Origin of the sequence: Vibrio sp. St2, from assembly GCF_947311885.1 — a bacterium.
Taxonomy (GTDB): Bacteria; Pseudomonadota; Gammaproteobacteria; order Enterobacterales; family Vibrionaceae; genus Vibrio; species Vibrio coralliilyticus.
This window is the reverse complement of record NZ_CAMZNA010000012.1, coordinates 53,085-69,273: the sequence shown is the minus strand read 5'-3', so window position 1 is coordinate 69,273 and position 16,189 is coordinate 53,085. Positions and strand designations below refer to the sequence as shown.

Sequence of the window (16,189 nt, the reverse complement as noted above, 5' to 3'; positions counted from 1 at the left end):
AAGATGAACGCATCATAAAGTGTGAAGCTTTAGACAGGTCAAGAATTACTCACGAACTTTTTTCCCGCGTGGGATTAATTATTCTCAACCCGACACGCACTGAAAATATCAAGTTTGCTCTGATACTCTTGTGTCGCTACGTCCATCATCCCAAGCAGCGAATGAAAGACATTGTCGTGAGAGTAGATACCCGTTTGCTGCGCTTCTTGCTGAAGGCAGCGCGTATTAATGTGTTTCGTTTGCTTAAAACCTGGCGACATCCACAGCAAGAAGGGCACCCGCTTTTGAAATTTTGGGGCAAGGCTATAAGGTAAGCCATGTAAGTAGATGCCTTCTTCACCCAGCGACTCTCCGTGGTCGGAAACATAGATGAGCGCCGTGTTGAATTGTTCCTGCAGTGCTTCCAGTTTGCCTATAGTCTGACTCACGACGTAATCGGTATAAAGGATGCTGTTGTCGTAGGAGTTGATGATTTGCTCTGGTGTACAGTTTTCGATGTCGGAGCGTTCACAATCAGGAAAATACATCGCTCTATCTTTTGGATATCGTTGGAAGTACGTCGGGCCATGACTGCCAATCAAATGCATTACCATCAATCGGTTACCTTTAAGGGAATCGACATGTTGTTCGAAATTCTCAAGCAACGCCATGTCATAGCACGTACTTCCATTGCATCGCGGATCGGCCGGGGCATGCGCAATCTCTTGCTTAGCAACATTTTTGGCTACCTGCTTATCACCCCCATCATTGTCACGCCAAAGCACATCAACTCCCGCCCGCTTTAGAATGTCTAAGACGTTATCCTGATTATCAGCGAGTTGGCGATCAAAATGAGATCGATCCATATTAGAAAACATACAGGGGACCGATACTGCGGTCGCGGTGCCGCATGAACTCACATCTTGGAATGAAATCACGCCCATATCCCGAGTGTATGAATTGGTTTCCCGGTTATAACCGTTCAATTGGTAGTTTTGTGCTCGCGCTGTCTCGCCGACCATAAATACCACTAATGTTGGTTTCGACTCGGCGGCTTCTAAAGCCTCGGCAGATTGTTGTGCGTCCAGACCCAACTGGTGGTATTTCACAGGAGTGGCAAAGTAATGCCTTTTAATATAACGAGAGAGGCTGGAAACAAACTCGGTCGGAATCAATGCTCGATTCAACGTATGATGATTACGACCAACGGAAACATAATTCTGATAGTACAACCCAACAACAGCCGTCACTACAAGGATAGAGATCACCATCGAAAGCAACTTGCTTTGGATAAAACCCAGTGGGTGAGGCGTTTTAAATCTAATTTTAACGACGGCCAGTGCTGGAGTCACTCCCATCGCCACGACCCACCCAATAGAGTAAACGCTGAGATAAGACAGTACTTCACTTTGATTGGTCTCAAACAGGTTAGTCATCATCGACAGATCGAATAACACCCCATAATTGTATCCGGCATAACTGACAATACTTGAGCAAATCAGCAGTACAATGAAGAAAGGCTTAGTCAGATACGGCCAACTAAAGAAACTAAACAGAAAGTTCAGAGATGCCCACAGAAACAGTGGAATGGACAGCAAGAAGCCAATATTTACGGTACCTGAGTGGCTGTATATCGTGTGCAACTCTTTGTAAAACGGCAAATTAACGACAACGGCAAAGTACAGTGCAAGTAAGGCGGTAAAAATGGCATAGCTGATGCCTTTCGACCTATCAGTATTCAATCCGTTCATAGCATTACATCATTTGTGTTAACCAGACAGGGAACAACGCGTCGGTGCGCCATTCGTACAGGACTTGTATTGCTTGGCGTCTTATTCTCGTGATGTCTTAAAAAGCAATCACTCAAGGTCATACACGGTATAACCCTTGTTGGCTAAGCACTTGCGCAAGACCAAAGACTGAGTTTTCGTCGAGTCATTAGCGCCACCCAAAGCCCCAGCACCCGCGCCGACAGCGCCACCAGCCGCAGCACCAACAACCGCGCCCCCGACACCATCCTGAATAACGCCAGCCACGGCTCCAATAACCGCGCCTGATACTGCACCGTTTGTCGCTTCGGTTTTCGCCGCTTCTCCTTTCTCGACTTGCTCAGCGTACCCTTGGCAATAAGTAAAATCGGCATCGTATTGCTGCTGATCGACACCAGCCATATCCACTACAGGTTTTTGGTTGTAAGCACATGCTGCCAAGCCGGCAGACAGCGCTATCACAGAAAATGTTCTCAACATTTCAAATACTCCCTCATAAATCTGAGAGTAAATGTACAGTGTTTTATTATCGAGTTCTGTCGTACTTGAGTAATGGAATGTCAGCCTATGTCATGCGCATATCAATGAAACGAGAAGGGACTACTCGGGCTAGTTCGTGAGAGAAAAATCGGGGCTTCAACAATTGCTGACATTCAACTAAAATAGTTATTAATAAAATTATTTATAAGAATTTAATGAAGAAAAGTAACTTGACCACCAACACTGGTCATCGCTTTATATCTAAAGCCAAAACCGCTTTCAAAATCCACATCCATACACCTGATGACACGGTGCTGCACCGTTCTGTGGGTTATGTTCGGATCGGCGAGAAGAAAGGGCTGCAGAAGGCAATTAAACTTCGTAACGAGCTTGGAAGTGAAATGTGGGGGAAATTTTGGCGTAAGTTGCTCAAAGACCCTTACTTAATGACCCGTTTGCCTCACTCTGTAGAACCTAAGATCATCTTTAAACCACGCCCAACCAAAACCAATCCTGACGCGAAAGATGAATGCTATATTGCTGCTTGGCGAACTTACGACAAAAGCGGCAAGCTAATCTATCAAAGCGTCGTATGTTCAATCAAAAAGCACGGTAGATTGGCTGCATACACCAAAACTAAGAAAGCGTTACTGGAAGCCAATAAAGACAACCTAGAAATTCTCGAATTCATGGGAAGACTAAACAGTATTGACCTCAAATAAAAACACCCCGAATTTTCATTCGAGGCGTTGTCATTAATCAGAACATCAATTAGTTATTGAGCTTCATACTCAAACGCTGGCACCATGATTTCTACACGGCGATTTTGTTCACGCCCTTGCTGTGTTTCATTAGAAGCGATTGGGTTATTTTCCCCTTCACCACGAGCACTGATTCGAGAAGCATCAATTCCCTGCTCTTCTAGCACATCAGCCACTGATTGAGCACGTCGCTCGGACAGTTTCTGGTTGTATGACGCAGCACCACTAGAGTCAGTGTAACCAACAACTTCAACCGTAGATTGCGGGAATTCCGTCATAAACGCGACCAATTCAGCTAGCATCGCTTTGCTTTCTGGTTTCAACTCTGCGCTATTTAAAGCGAAGCTGCTAGAGTCAACAACTTTGGTCTCAAACGTTTTAACGATAGGTTCAACAACCACTTCTTCTTCAACTACTTCCTCAACCATTAACTCTTCTTGTACAGGTTGTGCTGCAGGCTCATCACTGCCACCAAACTTAGCAATAAAACCTAGTGTTAAAGCGTTGCCTTTAAAGCGATGTGTATCAATGTTGATGTCAGTTAAACGCTGATACTCTAGTTGGAAATCGATGGTAGGCATAAAGGCATAGGTGACACCTAAAGCACCAAGAAGAGAGCTATCATCTTTGTTTCCGTATTCCACATAGGCACCACCAACTTTAGCAAACGCATCAAACTTTTGTGAAAGCGGCATGGTGAATCGCGGTGCAAGAGAGTAAGAACTCAAACCTGCATCTGTGTAGCCATAACCAGTGGTTTCCCCCAGTGTATCAAGGCCCAGCTCAAGACTAATCATGTCATTGAACTCGTAACCTGCAAATGAACCTAGCGCCCAAGAGTTATCATCACAAGGGCCAGTCGAGCATGAATCATTGAGCCAAGATGCACCCGCTTTAGCACCAAGATAAAACTGAGCATTTGCAGATGTGGAAGCAAGAAGAAGTGTGGTGGAAATTACCGCTGCTAATTTTTTCATTGTTTTTTCCTTATATACCGACAACGCACGCGCGTTATAACTGACAACCAACACGATAACAATCATCTAGTTACAGTATGGCCACATTAACAGTACACCCTGACCCATAGAATGTACAAATCGGTTTATGGATTAATTTCACCTTTTGCATACTAGCAAGTAACTTTCTCATAAATATGACAAAGCCCTGTGAAAACAGAGCTTTGGTTCAAGAATGATTGATTCAGTCCAAACTATGGCTGAACTTCATATTCAAACTCATTCACGGTAACTTCTGCACGGCGGTTCTCAATGCGTCCGTCACGTGTTTCGTTGGTCGCGATTGGATTACTCTCGCCTGCGCCTTCAATATGAATACGTGATTGGTTCACACCGTATTCTGCAATCACATCGGCTACTGACTGAGCGCGCTGCTCAGATAACTTCTGGTTGTAGGCTGCTGGGCCGCTGGTATCTGTGTAACCAACAACATCAACGGTTGCCTGTGGGTATTCGCCCATGAAAGAAGCCACTTCTTTAAGAGCCATCTCACTTTCAGGTGTTAGCTCCGCACTATCAAATTTGAAGCTCACTGAGTAAACCACTTCTGACTCAAACGTTTGGAATACAGGCTTAACAACAACTGTCTCTTCGACAATTTCCTCTACCAGCATTTCTTCTTGTGCCGGTGCTTCAGCTTGCTCATCGCTTCCGCCAAACTTAGTGGTAAAGCCCAGAGTAACGGCGTTACCAGAAATACCATGCGTATCAATATCAATGTCAGTCAGACGTTGGTATTCAACTTGGATATCAATGTTTGGCAACACGCTGTAGCTCAAGCCGACACCACCAACAAAAGAGCTGTCACTCTTGTTTCCATACTCAACGTAAGCGCCACCAGCTTTGGCAAATGCATCAATGTTTTCTGTTAAAGGCAGGCTAAAACGCGGCGCCAATGAGTACGAGACTAAACCTGCATCTTTATAACCCGAGCCCGTCGTTTCACCTAGCGTATCTAGGCCAGCTTCGAGCGCCAGGTAATCGTTAAATTCGTAACCAACAAATGAGCCAAGTGCCCAAGAATTATCATCGCACTCGCCCGTTGTACATAAATCATCTACCCAACTCGCTCCTGCTTTTGCACCTAGATAAAACTGCGCATTCGCTGACGCTGATGCAAGAAGGAGTGTGCCAGAAACTACCGCTGCTAATTTTTTCATTTTTCATACCTTATTAATACGCGCTAGATTTGCGACGCTATAGACAATCCGTACAAAAACAAATACATAGAGAGTTACCGTACAGATGTGCGGACACTACACCTTAACGAGATAAATAACAAATAACTTTGTGAGTTTTTATTTAATTTCATCTAATTAGATAATTTTGCTTCGTATCAGCGCATTGTGAATAGGAAACTGGAACCATAATCACAGGACGATTAAGGTGTTATCTAAGGTTTAAATTGTCTCATTAAAGTTGAGACACAAAAAAACCGCAGCCTGAAGATGCGGTTTATATGCAATATATTTAATTTTTTATGCGTTAGCTTCACGCTCTTCAATAAACGCAATCGCCATCTTGATACGAGCAATAACGCGCTCTTTACCGACAAGCTCCATGACAGCATCAACAGAAGGAGACTGGCCGCCACCTGTTACTGCAACACGCAATGGCATACCAATTTTACCCATGCCGATTTCTAGCTCTTCACAAACGGCTGCAATCACACCATCTTTGATGTTTGCTGTTGTCCACTCTTCTAGCGCTTCAACTTTTGCTAAAGCCAATTCTAGCGGGCCTTTAGCAACACCACGCAGGTGCTTCTTAGCGGCACCAGCTTCAAACTCAGAGAAATCTTCGTAGAAGTAGCGGATTTGCTCTGCAAGCTCTACTAGAGTGTTACAACGCTCGCCCACAAGCTTGATCACTTCGGTGATTGCAGGGCCGTTTTCAATGTTTAGATTCTGGTTGTCTAGGTGCCATTGTAGGTGCTCAGCCACGTACTCAGGAGCCGAAGTTTTGATGTAGTGGTTATTCAACCAAAGTAGCTTTTCAGTGTTAAACGCTGACGCTGACTTCGAGATGGCATCTAGAGAGAATAGGTTGATCATCTCTTCTTGAGAGAAGATTTCTTGATCACCGTGAGACCAGCCAAGGCGCACTAGATAGTTGTTTAGAGCATTTGGAAGATAACCTTCATCGCGGTATTGCATGACTGATACAGCACCATGACGCTTAGACAATTTCGCGCCGTCATCACCTAAGATCATTGCACAGTGAGCAAATGTTGGTACGGGTGCACCTAGCGCTTCGTAAATGTTGATTTGACGAGGCGTGTTGTTGATGTGATCTTCACCGCGAACAACGTGAGTGATACCCATATCCCAATCATCGACAACAACAACGAAGTTGTAAGTTGGAGCGCCATCAGTACGGCGGATGATTAGATCATCTAGCTGTTCGTTAGCGATCTCAATACGGCCACGGATTTGGTCTTCAAAGACTACGCTGCCTTCTTTCGGGTTACGGAAACGGATAACAAACGCATCACCTTCTTTCGCTTCTGCATTTGCAGCAACAATTTTCGGGTGGTTCGCATCGTAACGTGGCATCTCTTTTGCTGCTTCTTGCTCGGCACGGATTTCGTCTAGCAGCTCTTTAGACGCGTAACATTTGTAGGCTTTGTCTTCTGCTAGTAGCTTATCAACCATTTCGTTGTAACGGTCAAAACGCTTTGACTGGAAATAAGGCCCTTCATTCCACTCAAGACCCATCCACTGCATCCCTTCAAGAATTGCATCAACTGCTTCCTGAGAGTTACGCTCTAAATCCGTATCTTCGATACGTAGAACGAATTCACCGCCTTGGTTTTTAGCAAAAAGCCAAGAGTAAAGTGCAGTACGTGCACCACCAACGTGAAGGTAGCCTGTTGGGCTAGGAGCAAAACGAGTTTTAACCGTCATGTAAAATACCTTGATTGTCTAAATGACTGCACCATTCAATAGAGGCCATGAATGGTGCCAAAATTGCGCGTATTTTAGCACTGATGTACAAATCTACAATCCGTCTTGCGCAGAATTCATCATTCATTGAGGTGTTTTACTGCCCACGAGATAAACTCTTGGCGCTGTTGCGGTGTCATCTTAAGAAACTCGCTTTGTAAATCTGCACTCGCCGTCGTTTTTACCTCAGAATTCGAGGCTGAGTCGATGGTAGACGCAGCGACCGCTTGCGTAGCGTGATTATCGCTACCATGAGCTTGAGACGAGAGCGATGCTATAGCGCCAGTTTGATTGTATTCTTCTATCGCAGCTTCATAGTTTTTGAACGAAGAGAAACCTTTCACCTGAATCAAATCCACTTGGTAATCAACAGGGCTACCATTTTTATCAACCAATGAGAAATCCAAAGTTTGGCGGAACTTCTTCGCCTGATCTATTTGACGAAATACCGGGTAGCTTAAAGTGAGTGGTTCTTGAGAGGATTCAAAGCGCATCACGACTGAAGGAAATACCAGCTTATTACGACGGCCATCTTCAACCACAATCTGGTCTAACCCAAACAGCAACTGATTCTCGCCTTCTTTTAGATTGATAACTTGTCGACTTTGAAAATCGCTTGCTGACATCTCTTTGCCATTAAGTGCTAACGGTTCAATCTCATCAATAATTTTGAGTTCATTTGCGCTGACAGGCAAAGCGACAGCACCCAGTAAGATTGCAGGCAACCAATTTTTCATACTTTTCTCACACTAAAATTTTTAGAACCGCGAAAGGCGGCAAACCGCCGCCTTATCATAAAATGAGGCTACATTAGAACCAGTATTCTATACCGACAGACGCTTCATCAAAGCTGTCTGATTTCCAGCGGCCTTGGTAGCCTTCTCCTGTTTTACCCGTGTTTTCAAGATCATTGATAGCGTAACGCGCGTAAACCACCGCATTGGTATCAACCGCATACATTAGTTGCATGGAGGTTACGTTATCTTTCGTCCCCTCAATGTCTTGACCATCGACTTCTAGGCCAAGGTTTTCCGCTCGAGCAATCTTAGCTTGCCACTTATCACCTTCACCAAAGTTGTAAGTCAATCCAACAGAGTAAGAGTTTTCAGTCTCGTCACTGCCCAACGTATCTTGCGCTTCAGCAATACGGTAGTAAGCGAAATAACTAATGCCATTGTTGAAACCACCTTGAGCGCCCATTAGGTAGGTTTGGTTGTCCCAGTACTTCTCATTGTCACCTTGCATGGTGTCGTAGTTCATTTCATAAGCGAGATCTAACTGAACCCAACCCCAGTCACCATCAAATTTCTGGTGTGCTGCCATACCATGCCAATAGTTGCTCCCAGCTTCAGTACTCGTTGTGGATCCAGCACGGTCTGCACCAGCACCTACGGCGATATCCATCGTGAAGCCAGTCCACAGCTCCTTGGTATCCCAACGAATGGTGTCAGACTGGCGATCGTTAAAGTTATTACCACCAATGTTTCCGCCCCAGTCCCAGACGTTGCCCATTCCAGGGTTAGTCGCAGGCCAGTCAATCAATTCATACATAGGAGTTAACACGCGGCCCAGCCTGATCTGACCGATCGAGTCATGTTCAAAACCGACAAAAGTATCACGTCGACCCAGGTAGCCATTGCCCCCATCTTCACCAGCAAATGACTCATCGACGTAACCAGACTCGATTTGCCACAAAAAGGTCCAATCCTCTAAGCTGTCAAACTTGGCAGTACCACGCCAACCTAAACGGGATTCATTGTTGAACTGAACACCATCATTCGCTGGTGAGTTGTCGTAGTCACGGTTGGCCACCTGCATCGCAATCAAACCGTAAATACCTTGTTCATACTTTGCTTCTAAATTTGTATCCGCTACTGCTGCACTTGAAAATGCCAGAATCGCACTGGAAACTGCCGCACCAACAAGTGTCTTTTTATAATTAGACATACGTTAACCCCTAGTCATTATGTTTTTCGTCGCTCCTCTCAGGCACTTTTAAGTTCATGTTTTGAAGGGAGCTATTTATGGACAGGGATATGTTGGCAAACTTTTTTTTTGCCAAAAAATTGCGAGGAACAATATCTGATTAGCGTCAAAGTCTAAAAAGAAAAAAAACAATAAATCTATTAAAATCAGAATATTGAAATCAAAGGCAAAGAAATAAAAACGTCAAAACTGAACTATTAATCTTTTTAACAACCTTGCCCTCACTATATTTGCCTATCGGATCACGCCCAATTTTGAGTGATTTACCTCAATTGATATATTCCCTATAAAAAATTTGAAATGTCTCGCAAGCTAAGACAAACAAAACTCTGTTCTCTGGTAAGTTTTGACGTTTTGGTATTTGTTCATTGACAGCGCTTGACCTTACCCTTGAGGTAAGGTTTATTCTCAGCAACAGTTCATCGTTGAGGGTTATGTTATGCGTCAGTTCGATATTCCACTATCAGGTTTAAGCTGCATGGGTTGCGCGCGAAAAGTTGAGCGAGAGCTTACCTCTCAGCATCAAGTCAACATCCATGATTTAACGCCACAACATGTCACACTGGATAGCGACAGCCGCTTCAAGGACTTAGAAAAGTCGATTCAGTCTCTGGGGTATCAGGCGGGTCATCAGTATCAGTTTCACCTCTCAGGCTTAAGCTGTGGCAAGTGCGTGGCCAAGCTTGAGTCTGCTTTAAAAGAAAGTGACGATGTTGGCCATTTCGATGTATCAAAAACCACACTTTCTCTTTCAACATTGCTGACACAGCAACAAGTGAAAGATCTTGTCGCCTCTCTCGGTTATCAGGCCAGTGAGTCTAAATCAGAAATAGAAGAGCCAGAGACTCAACCACAAACCACTCAGCCAAACTCGCATCTTCCCTCTCCCAGTCACAAAGAAACCCTTCATTTTTTGATATCAGGAATGACTTGCGCCAGTTGTGTAGCGTCTGTTGAGCAGGCACTGACTCAGGTAGAGGGTATAGACAAAGCTCAAGTTAATCTCGCGGAACACAGTGCCTTAGTTTTTAGTCGCTCTAAAGACAGCAAAACCATTAGCGCTATAACCAATGCAATAAAAGAAGCAGGCTATCAGGCTGAAATTGTTGACGACCCAGCGACGCAACAAGAAAAGCAACAGGCCCAACAAATGGCCGTGCAAGCTCATCATAAGAAAAGTGCGTGGGCAGGTATTGTGATCGGCGTACCACTCATGCTTTGGGGTGTGTTGGGTGGCAATATGATGATCCGTACCAGTCAGGATCAGTTAATTTGGGGCGTCGTTGGGATTATTTGTTTCTGGCTTCTTGCTACCGCGGGAAAAAGCTTCTTCTCCAACGCTTGGCAAGCTCTTACTCACAAGCGTGCAACCATGGATACCCTCGTTGCGTTGGGTACGGGGGTCGCTTGGCTGTTCTCAATGTTAGTAGTGGCTTTCCCAGATTGGTTTCCACCAGCATCACGTCATGTTTACTTTGAAGCCAGCGCGATGATTGTCGGCCTGATTTCTTTGGGTCATTACATTGAGGCAAAAGCCAAAGCGAAAACCACTCGCTCATTACAGGCCTTGATTAACCTTCAGCCTAATGAAGCCATATTGATTACCGAATCTGGCGATCAAGTGATTGCGATTGACCAGATAACTGAAGGCATGCAGCTGCGAATCAAACCCGGAGAAAAAGCCCCTATCGATGGTCACGTCGTTTCAGGTGAATCTTACCTTGATGAATCCATGCTTACTGGCGAACCTGTCCCCGTCTACAAACAGTGTGGCGATACGATTTCTGCAGGCACGTTAAACCAAGATGGCAGCTTAGTGATTGAAGCAACGGGAGTAGGTAGCAATACCATGCTGTCGCGCATTATTACCATGGTACGAGAAGCGCAAAGCAGCAAACCAGCCATCGCCAAACTGGCAGATCAAATTTCGGCTGTCTTTGTCCCTGTCGTTGTCGCCATTGCTCTGTTCTCTGCCCTAGTGTGGTTTATGGTTGGCCCTGACCCGAAAGCGAGCTACATGTTGGTCGTGACCACCACCGTACTGATCATTGCTTGTCCGTGTGCGCTAGGCTTAGCAACGCCACTGTCGGTGACTGTTGGCATTGGCAAAGCCGCCGAAATGGGAATATTAATCAAAGATGCGGATGTACTTCAGTCTGCAAGCAATATTGATACGGTTGTATTTGATAAGACAGGTACATTAACTCAGGGAAAACCTGACGTTCAGCATATCTTTGCTCTTAATCAGGACGATAAACAACTGCTAATCGCAGCGGCTAGCATAGAGCAATATTCAGAGCATCCACTAGCAAAAGCCATCGTAAAACACGCTCAAGAGCATCAGCTAAGTTTGGGTGAAGTTCGCGATTTCAATAACATGCGCGGCATGGGAGTGACTGGCGTATTAGAAAATGAAAGTATTGCGGTGGTTTCTTTGCCTTATGCTCAGAAACAAGAACTCAAGCTTGAAGGACTTGAACAAGAACTGCAGCGCTGTGCAGACAATGCCTGGACTCCAGTGATCGTCGTTCAGCAAAATCAGGTATCAGGTTTAATCGCCATTGCCGACCCAATTAAACAAGACGCGAAACAAGCTGTGGATGCCCTGTTCGCAATGCAAATTACTCCTGTCATGTTAACCGGTGACAACCAGCATGTGGCTAAAGCGATAGCCCAACAACTGGGTATCGAACAGGTGATATCTCAAGTACTGCCTGATGAAAAAGCAGGTCATGTGGCTCAAATTCAGGCAAGTGGAAAGCGAGTTGCTATGATTGGTGATGGTGTCAACGATGCACCGGCTCTCGCGCTCGCAGACATCGGTATCGCAATGGGTAGCGGTAGCGACGTCGCAATCGAAAGTGCACAAATGACCTTGCTTAACTCATCACCGCTGGCCGTTGTTAAAGCCATCGAACTTTCCAAAGCAACGATTAAAAACATGAAGCAGAATTTATTCGGTGCGTTCATTTATAACTCTTTAGGTATTCCGGTCGCAGCTGGCGTACTGTATCCAGCATTCGGATTTTTGCTCAGTCCAGTCGTCGCTGGTGCAGCAATGGCGCTCTCATCAATCACAGTCGTGAGCAATGCCAACCGATTAAGACTCTTTAAATCTTCGATTCGTTCATAGAGGTGTGTATGAAAACTCAAGTTATTTCCTTTGCGTCCCTTCTTTTACTGTCCGGTCACGTACTGGCGGCAGACGTGCTCAACCACAAGTCACCATATTGTGGATGCTGCACAGAATGGACCAAACACATGCAGGAAGCTGGATTCACGGTTGAAGAAAAATTGCACGATGATATGAACCCAATCAAACAAAAGCTGGGGATAAAGCCACAATTGGCCTCATGCCATACAGCTGAAATTAACGGTTTTGTATTTGAGGGGCACGTTCCGGCACAGGACATTAAAGCTTTTTTAGAGAACCCACCTAAAAATGCTAAAGGTTTAGCCGTTCCTGGCATGCCGATGGGTTCGCCTGGTATGGAATATGGTAATGAAAAAGACGCCTATTCTGTTTATGCGTTTAACGAACAAGGTCAGGTATTCGAATACCGCTCTTACCCTGGAAATTAGTAATAACCATTTCTGTTGATGCTTTTATATTTTTAAACGCCTGATTTTTGTCAGGCGTTATCGATTATCACAAACCAAACTAGCACTTTAAAATCAATTAATTAGATGAAAATTTTAACTTATTTCAACTATTTTTAATTTTATTTTTAGCTTCCTTCAACACGCTCAGTTAACTTCCATCCGGCGAAAAAGCGACCATACGTGACGCAATTCTCATATTGCTGCTAATTGATGACAATCACTGCTTTTCATCAAATCAGTCCAGGCAATCACAACTCCATACAAACAATATTTTGAGCGTAAAACTATGAAAAAAACTCTTCTTTTAGCGGCAACAGCTGCACTGGTTTCAATGCCTTCACTTGCGGACCAGGCTTTCCTTTCATTAGAGCTAGGCGGTGGAAAATTTGATACTTCAGGTAACAGTAGTGACACTAAGCAAGTTGTAGACAACTTAGATGATGCAGGCTTTATCAGCCTAAAAGGTGGTACTTACATTAACGACAACGTACGTGTCTACGGTTACATTCAGACTAACGGTGAGTCTACTTATGAACTTATTTCTCTGTTTGAAACTGATAAAGCAGAACTTACTAGTTATCAGTTAGGTGCTGGGGCAGATTACTTATACGATGTCACAGACAAGTTCTATTTAGTTGCTGGTGGTAGCCTTGGTTACTACAACAGCAAGCTTAAACTTTCTAATCGTGACCGCCTACTTAACACCTATGATGAGTTAAGTGACACCAATTCAGGTGCGGTATTAGGCGTAAATACAGGCCTTGGCTATCATTTCACCGAACAATTCAGCATGGAATTAGGCTATCGCTACAGCTATTACCATGATAATTCACACGAATTTGGTTCTGCCAAGTTTGAGTTTGAATCTTCAAACACTGGCTACCTTAACGCTAGCTACTCTTTCTAAGCTAACGTCCATCAGGTGTGGTTGGACTCTCCACACCTGAATTTCCCATCTCTATCATTTAAAATTAAACAATCTCGGTTCAAGTTCTCATTTTTAAGACATCTAATGTCACATTCAGGACTTATAAGCAACATTGATATTGCGGTAGAATTCGCGTCCTCTGTTCAATCACGACGTACTTCGATAGCACTGCATGAATCTACTTGAAAAAGCTAAATCAGAACAATGCAATATTGCTATTGCAGATCTTACCTATAATCCAGCGGATAAAACTCTCCATTCCAAACAAGGAGAAATATCTCTTGAACCAAGAAATTTGGCGTTACTGGAAATTTTACTCACAAACGTTGGGAACCCAACGTCAATTGAAGAATTTATAGAGTCGGTCTGGGAAAGTCAGTACATCTCCAAAAATGTGGTCACCAACAGAATTAGCTTATTGCGAAACCTCTTCCGTGAACACTCTGAAGAAGCCGATCCATCTAAGATCATCATCACTTACCCAAAACGGGGCTATTACATTCCAGAAAGCGGCGTTCAGCTTGTAGCAAAAACATCGGACTCGAACAAAGCTCCGCAAACCGCTAAAAAGAGCGTTGAAAAAAAGCAAACAGCGCTGCGCTATTTTTCCTGGAGTTTAAATTTGATTTTGAGTGCGATCGCTGTAGTGTTCGCGATCCACACTTGGTCTCATTTTGAAGAAGACAAAAAAAGTAATACTCTGCATATCCCTCAGGTTAGGCTGCTTCTCGATAGTATCAACCATGAAGAACAGAGCTTGAACCAAACCGTTCTCAAATTAAAAGCACTGATCCTGCACTCACAAAGCTGTTCTCCGTATATCCATCTATCGAATATGAGTTCGCCAACCTACTACCTGCAAAGCCTAAGCGAACATGAAAACTTCCCCGGCTCTGAAGCCTTTTATGACTCAGACTACACTCTGAGCTTTAATCTGTGGGAAGATACAAACGGAGTGTTGAACTTGGAGAGCCTTCTTCACCACTCTGCTTCTGGCCGAGTCGCATGGCGCAAAATATATCATCTTCAGCCTCCCTACTTAGCTGCAACGATTAACCAACTTAATGTGGATTTAAGTGAGTACTTCAAGCTCCCACAGCCGATAAAGCCATTATCTTCGAAGTTGTCTAGCCAAATTGTACCTGTATCAGAACTGACTCTTGAACAGCTGCTCTCCCGCCAGCTATCTGGGATTGAAGTACTGTTTTATACTCGAGAGTTACTTTTCACTCAGCAATCTAGCGATGGATTAAAGAGTTGGATAAAAAAGGTGAGGAAGCAAACTCCAGTGCCTCCACCAGATCTGCATATGCTGCTGGCACTCCTTACTTATCGTTCGGGTGAAGTTGAACGCAGTTTACGAATGTTGCAAAGAGAGTATGTAACCGAGATACCAGAAAATGCGCTGATCTTGTTACTGCAAGCCAACATCAACCGAAAAATAGGCAACAAGCAAATGTATGTTGCCCACTATCTCAAAGCTATTTCAGCACTCACCAGTACCATTGAGGCTGAGCGGGTACTCGATCACTACTCTAGCCCCGACAGACAGCAGTCATGCCTCGATCTTTGGCGTGAGGCACTAAAAGACGTTAAGTACATTCAGGAACCGCAGTCGGTTCTATGGCAAGGTATTGAGCAATTCTGCCAACCTTACGATTAATTATTGAGGCACAAAAAATCCACCTCGTGAGGTGGATTTTCTAATCAAACTGAGCTGCCTAGCGACCAATAAGTTCAACCATCATCTGAATATGGAGATCATCATCGTTTAAACATGGAATGAAGTTAAAGACTTCTCCTCCTTGCTCAAGAAATACGTCTCTGCATTCTTCCGAAATCTCTTCCAAAGTCTCAAGGCAGTCCGAAGAAAAGGCGGGCGTCATGATATCCAGCTTCTTGATACCTTTTTCAGGCAACTTTTCCAGGGTTTTATCCGTGTAGGGTTGCAGCCATTCTTCACGACCGAAGCGGGATTGATAGGTCATTCCAATCTGCTCTTTGTTCAAACCTAATTCCAGTCTTAATAACTCTGTGGTCGCCTCACAGTGCTTGGGATATATATCCCCGTTGTCTGCGTAACGCTGAGGAATACCATGGTACGAACACAGTAAATAGTCACCACGTCCTTTTTCTGCCCAAGAGCGCCTTACACTCTCTGCCAACGCTTTAATGTAAGTTGGATGGTCATGATAATCGCGGAGCATTTTATACCCTGGCATCACCGGAATATTTTTAAATGCTTTGGTTAAACCATCAGAAACTGCGGCAGTGGTTGTTCCCGAGTATTGTGGGTAAAGTGGCAATACAATCACCTCTTCCACGCCCTTTTCTATCAAGGATTCCATCCCAGACTGAAGACTCGGATTACCATAAGTCATGCCAAGTTCGACTGGGATATCGATCGATTTAGCCAGTTTCTCAGCTTGGCGCTTAGAGTAAACCATAAGAGGAGAGCCTTCTTCCATCCAAACGCTCTCATACAACTTGGCAACTTTGGGTGAGCGAATAGGCAAAATGACGCCATGTAGGATCGGACACCATAACCAACGTGTCATATCCACAACACGTTGGTCATGCAAGAACTGGCTGAGAAAACGCTTTACTTCAGGAGCTGTAGGTGCATCTGGTGTACCTAGGTTGACCAGTAGCACACCCTGTTTTTTATTGTTTTGCATAGGACCCTGTCGACACTTTAAAAGAGGCTTTACGTTGAAAACTT

13 protein-coding genes are annotated in these 16,189 nt (G+C 44.4%); 5 read left to right on the top strand and 8 right to left on the bottom strand.

Annotated elements, in window-relative coordinates; genetic code table 11:
- Window positions 1–74: 74 nt before the first annotated feature.
- Both QMA41_RS22415 and QMA41_RS22410 read right to left on the bottom strand, forming a co-directional pair.
- Window positions 75–1,730: a phosphoethanolamine--lipid A transferase gene (locus QMA41_RS22415; protein WP_281630663.1), complete on the bottom strand. Its 1,656-nt coding sequence runs from the start codon at window positions 1,728–1,730 to the stop codon at window positions 75–77.
- Between the two features lie 108 nt (window positions 1,731–1,838).
- Complete coding sequence (locus QMA41_RS22410) at window positions 1,839–2,228, bottom strand: glycine zipper family protein (protein WP_281630662.1); 390 nt, start codon at window positions 2,226–2,228, stop codon at window positions 1,839–1,841.
- 215 nt (window positions 2,229–2,443) lie between these two features.
- On the opposite strand from QMA41_RS22410, the gene QMA41_RS22405 reads away from it, so the two are divergent.
- Entirely contained in the window at window positions 2,444–2,950 is a 507-nt protein-coding gene (locus tag QMA41_RS22405; protein WP_006957402.1) for a hypothetical protein, read from the top strand.
- Between the two features lie 53 nt (window positions 2,951–3,003).
- On the opposite strand, the gene QMA41_RS22400 is transcribed toward QMA41_RS22405, so the two are convergent.
- The 5 genes from QMA41_RS22400 to QMA41_RS22380 all read right to left on the bottom strand — a co-directional run bounded on the left by QMA41_RS22400 (window position 3,004) and on the right by QMA41_RS22380 (window position 8,897).
- Window positions 3,004–3,966 (bottom strand): OmpA family protein, encoded by a 963-nt coding sequence (locus QMA41_RS22400; protein WP_281630661.1) that lies wholly within the window; start codon window positions 3,964–3,966, stop codon window positions 3,004–3,006.
- Window positions 3,967–4,199: 233 nt separating this feature from the next.
- Window positions 4,200–5,165 (bottom strand): OmpA family protein, encoded by a 966-nt coding sequence (locus QMA41_RS22395; RefSeq protein WP_281630660.1) that lies wholly within the window; start codon window positions 5,163–5,165, stop codon window positions 4,200–4,202.
- A gap of 318 nt (window positions 5,166–5,483) precedes the next feature.
- The gene (gene gltX / locus QMA41_RS22390; protein ID WP_006957399.1) at window positions 5,484–6,911 is read right to left on the bottom strand and encodes a glutamate--tRNA ligase; all 1,428 of its coding nucleotides are present in this window, start codon (window positions 6,909–6,911) and stop codon (window positions 5,484–5,486) included.
- 119 nt (window positions 6,912–7,030) lie between these two features.
- Window positions 7,031–7,687: a DUF2057 domain-containing protein gene (locus QMA41_RS22385; RefSeq protein ID WP_171341583.1), complete on the bottom strand. Its 657-nt coding sequence runs from the start codon at window positions 7,685–7,687 to the stop codon at window positions 7,031–7,033.
- Between the two features lie 73 nt (window positions 7,688–7,760).
- The gene (locus QMA41_RS22380) at window positions 7,761–8,897 is read right to left on the bottom strand and encodes a porin (protein ID WP_281630659.1); all 1,137 of its coding nucleotides are present in this window, start codon (window positions 8,895–8,897) and stop codon (window positions 7,761–7,763) included.
- Window positions 8,898–9,375: 478 nt separating this feature from the next.
- Between QMA41_RS22380 and QMA41_RS22375 the strand changes: the two genes are divergently transcribed.
- The 4 genes from QMA41_RS22375 (at window position 9,376) to QMA41_RS22360 (ending at window position 15,130) form a co-directional block, all read left to right on the top strand.
- The gene (locus QMA41_RS22375) at window positions 9,376–12,069 is read left to right on the top strand and encodes a copper-translocating P-type ATPase (RefSeq protein WP_281630658.1); all 2,694 of its coding nucleotides are present in this window, start codon (window positions 9,376–9,378) and stop codon (window positions 12,067–12,069) included.
- An 8-nt stretch (window positions 12,070–12,077) separates the two neighbouring features.
- Window positions 12,078–12,518 carry a DUF411 domain-containing protein gene (locus tag QMA41_RS22370; protein WP_006957395.1) on the top strand — a complete coding sequence of 147 codons (441 nt, stop codon included), beginning with the start codon at window positions 12,078–12,080 and terminating at the stop codon, window positions 12,516–12,518.
- Between the two features lie 307 nt (window positions 12,519–12,825).
- Window positions 12,826–13,446 carry an outer membrane beta-barrel protein gene (locus tag QMA41_RS22365; protein ID WP_281630657.1) on the top strand — a complete coding sequence of 207 codons (621 nt, stop codon included), beginning with the start codon at window positions 12,826–12,828 and terminating at the stop codon, window positions 13,444–13,446.
- A 193-nt stretch (window positions 13,447–13,639) separates the two neighbouring features.
- Window positions 13,640–15,130, top strand: coding sequence for a winged helix-turn-helix domain-containing protein (locus QMA41_RS22360; RefSeq protein ID WP_172846969.1), 1,491 nt, complete (start codon window positions 13,640–13,642; stop codon window positions 15,128–15,130).
- Window positions 15,131–15,188: 58 nt separating this feature from the next.
- Here QMA41_RS22360 and hemH read toward each other — a convergent pair whose 3' ends face one another.
- Window positions 15,189–16,145, bottom strand: coding sequence for a ferrochelatase (gene hemH, locus QMA41_RS22355; protein WP_006957392.1), 957 nt, complete (start codon window positions 16,143–16,145; stop codon window positions 15,189–15,191).
- Between the last annotated feature and the right edge of the window lie 44 nt (window positions 16,146–16,189).

What these genes read in the sequence shown, in the direction of transcription:
- QMA41_RS22415 (WP_281630663.1), bottom strand. Translation starts at nt 1,730, where the DNA reads ATGAACGGATTGAATACTGATAGGTCGAAAGGCATCAGCTATGCCATT.
- QMA41_RS22410 (WP_281630662.1), bottom strand. Translation starts at nt 2,228, where the DNA reads ATGTTGAGAACATTTTCTGTGATAGCGCTGTCTGCCGGCTTGGCAGCA.
- QMA41_RS22405 (WP_006957402.1), top strand. Translation starts at nt 2,444, where the DNA reads ATGAAGAAAAGTAACTTGACCACCAACACTGGTCATCGCTTTATATCT.
- QMA41_RS22400 (WP_281630661.1), bottom strand. Translation starts at nt 3,966, where the DNA reads ATGAAAAAATTAGCAGCGGTAATTTCCACCACACTTCTTCTTGCTTCC.
- QMA41_RS22395 (WP_281630660.1), bottom strand. Translation starts at nt 5,165, where the DNA reads ATGAAAAAATTAGCAGCGGTAGTTTCTGGCACACTCCTTCTTGCATCA.
- gltX (WP_006957399.1), bottom strand. Translation starts at nt 6,911, where the DNA reads ATGACGGTTAAAACTCGTTTTGCTCCTAGCCCAACAGGCTACCTTCAC.
- QMA41_RS22385 (WP_171341583.1), bottom strand. Translation starts at nt 7,687, where the DNA reads ATGAAAAATTGGTTGCCTGCAATCTTACTGGGTGCTGTCGCTTTGCCT.
- QMA41_RS22380 (WP_281630659.1), bottom strand. Translation starts at nt 8,897, where the DNA reads ATGTCTAATTATAAAAAGACACTTGTTGGTGCGGCAGTTTCCAGTGCG.
- QMA41_RS22375 (WP_281630658.1), top strand. Translation starts at nt 9,376, where the DNA reads ATGCGTCAGTTCGATATTCCACTATCAGGTTTAAGCTGCATGGGTTGC.
- QMA41_RS22370 (WP_006957395.1), top strand. Translation starts at nt 12,078, where the DNA reads ATGAAAACTCAAGTTATTTCCTTTGCGTCCCTTCTTTTACTGTCCGGT.
- QMA41_RS22365 (WP_281630657.1), top strand. Translation starts at nt 12,826, where the DNA reads ATGAAAAAAACTCTTCTTTTAGCGGCAACAGCTGCACTGGTTTCAATG.
- QMA41_RS22360 (WP_172846969.1), top strand. Translation starts at nt 13,640, where the DNA reads ATGAATCTACTTGAAAAAGCTAAATCAGAACAATGCAATATTGCTATT.
- hemH (WP_006957392.1), bottom strand. Translation starts at nt 16,145, where the DNA reads ATGCAAAACAATAAAAAACAGGGTGTGCTACTGGTCAACCTAGGTACA.